The 1,736-nt window shown below is 41.6% G+C and carries 2 protein-coding genes; one reads left to right on the top strand and one right to left on the bottom strand.

The annotated features are described in order from the left end of the window. Positions 1–50: 50 nt before the first annotated feature. Positions 51–872 carry an aldo/keto reductase gene (locus EKM80_RS14745; protein ID WP_125554436.1) on the bottom strand — a complete coding sequence of 274 codons (822 nt, stop codon included), beginning with the start codon at positions 870–872 and terminating at the stop codon, positions 51–53. A gap of 186 nt (positions 873–1,058) precedes the next feature. On the opposite strand from EKM80_RS14745, the gene EKM80_RS14740 reads away from it, so the two are divergent. Continuing rightward, the gene (locus EKM80_RS14740) at positions 1,059–1,646 is read left to right on the top strand and encodes an ECF transporter S component (protein ID WP_125554434.1); all 588 of its coding nucleotides are present in this window, start codon (positions 1,059–1,061) and stop codon (positions 1,644–1,646) included. Positions 1,647–1,736 lie beyond the last annotated feature (90 nt).

The following is a 1,736-nucleotide window of genomic DNA, read 5'->3' as shown; positions in this document are numbered from 1 at the left end:
AAATATAAATGAGAAGACAGCCTTTTTGAATACGGTCGATTATTTACTGCTTACGGTGCTGTATCTGGCAAGGCATTTAATGTTGCCATGTCAGCAGTACTAATTTCAAAATCTAGTTCAGCATTGTTCTTAATGTGCGCTGCGCTAACTGCTTTTGGCAGTGGTAAGATGCCATTTTGTAAGCAGAAGCGTAAAGCTAATTGAGCCACGCTGACATTATATTTAGTGGCTAATTCTTGCATTTGTGCGTTTTGCAGCATCCCGCCAGTTGCTAATGGTGAATAAGCTTCGATTAGAATATCGTTTTGCTTAGCGAATGTAGTGATTTTTGGTTCAGTGAAACCAACGTAATACTGAATTTGATCAACCATTGGTTTTACTTTAGCGCCTGGTAAAATGTTTTCTAGATCATGAACATTGAAGTTAGAAACGCCGATTGCTTTGACTTTACCAGTGGCGTAAATATCTTCCATTGCACGCCAAACGTCAATGTTTTCTTTGTCGCAGTTTTTACCAACTTCAGTCCATGGCCATGGTGCGTGGACTAAGTAAAGGTCCAAATAGTCGATATCAAGTTGTTTCATTGTGCTGTTAAAATCAGCGATAGCACCATCATAAGTTTTGGTTGCACCAGGTAACTTTGAGGTTACAAAAATATCGCTGCGGGGGATGCTTGAATCGCGAATGGCGCGGCCGACATCAGCCTCATTCCGATAAGCTTTAGCTGTGTCAATATGCCGATAACCAGCTTTTAATGCGGTAGCAGCTGCGTTATAAGCTGTATCGCCAACCGGAACCTGCCACATACCGAAACCGACCTTGGGAATTTCTACACCATTTGTTAACTTAAATGTATCTGTTAAAATTGCCACGAGTTTTCACCTGCTTTTTAATTTATCACGCGCTTTCATTATACACGTTTTAGCCGTAGCAAAGGTTAAATATGAATTGAAAAATTAGTGGCTTAACAGTAATTTTTCAACGATTATATGGTAATATAGTGACATTAATTAGTGTGACTAATTAACTAAAAGTTACTTAAAAATGAGGAGCACATTATGCGGCAAAAAAATCAGGCCTATCGCATTAGTATTTTGGCGATGTTTATTGCTATTATTATTATTCAGAACTTTGTTCCACTATTCGGCTATATTCCAATTGGGTTACTCGATCTAACAACGATCCATATCACCGTGATCATTGCAGCAATTATTTTAGGACCACGGGATGGCGCAATTGTTGGTGGGGCGTGGGGTGTGATCACCTTTATTCGTGCGTTTACGTCACCGACAAGTCCACTGGCACCGTTAGTTTTCACTAATCCAGTGGTGTCGATTGTTCCGCGGATCTTGATTGGGTTAGTCGCTGGTTGGTTATTCATTTGGTTGCGCCGTAAAATCAAACAAACACCAGCCATGATGGTGGCGGCACTGGCTGGGGCGCTGGTCAACACGCTTTTAGTTCTGGGCTTGATCTTTATTTTCTACCGCACGCCAGCCGTTGCTCAAGCTTATGGTACTGCCGATGTCAGTCGTTTAGGTGGCTTATTGCTGATTGTGGTTGGCACCAACGGTATTCCGGAGGCTATTTTAGCTGCCGTGGTCGCACCACTAATTTGTACACCATTACTACGTTTTCGTAAATAACTAAAAAATAGTCGTCGTTGGAAAAAATTCCAATGGTGAAGTGAACCCCCGGTATTGGACCAGAATCCAATACCGGGGGTTTTACTATGA

Source organism: Loigolactobacillus jiayinensis (assembly GCF_003946445.1).
GTDB classification, from domain to species: Bacteria; Bacillota; Bacilli; order Lactobacillales; family Lactobacillaceae; genus Loigolactobacillus; species Loigolactobacillus jiayinensis.
Note: the sequence above shows the minus strand (reverse complement) of the source record. Positions and strands in the feature narration are given on the sequence as shown.

Bases quoted from the DNA above. Each gene is read 5' to 3' on its own strand.
- EKM80_RS14740 (WP_125554434.1), top strand. From the start codon at position 1,059: ATGCGGCAAAAAAATCAGGCCTATCGCATTAGTATTTTGGCGATGTTT.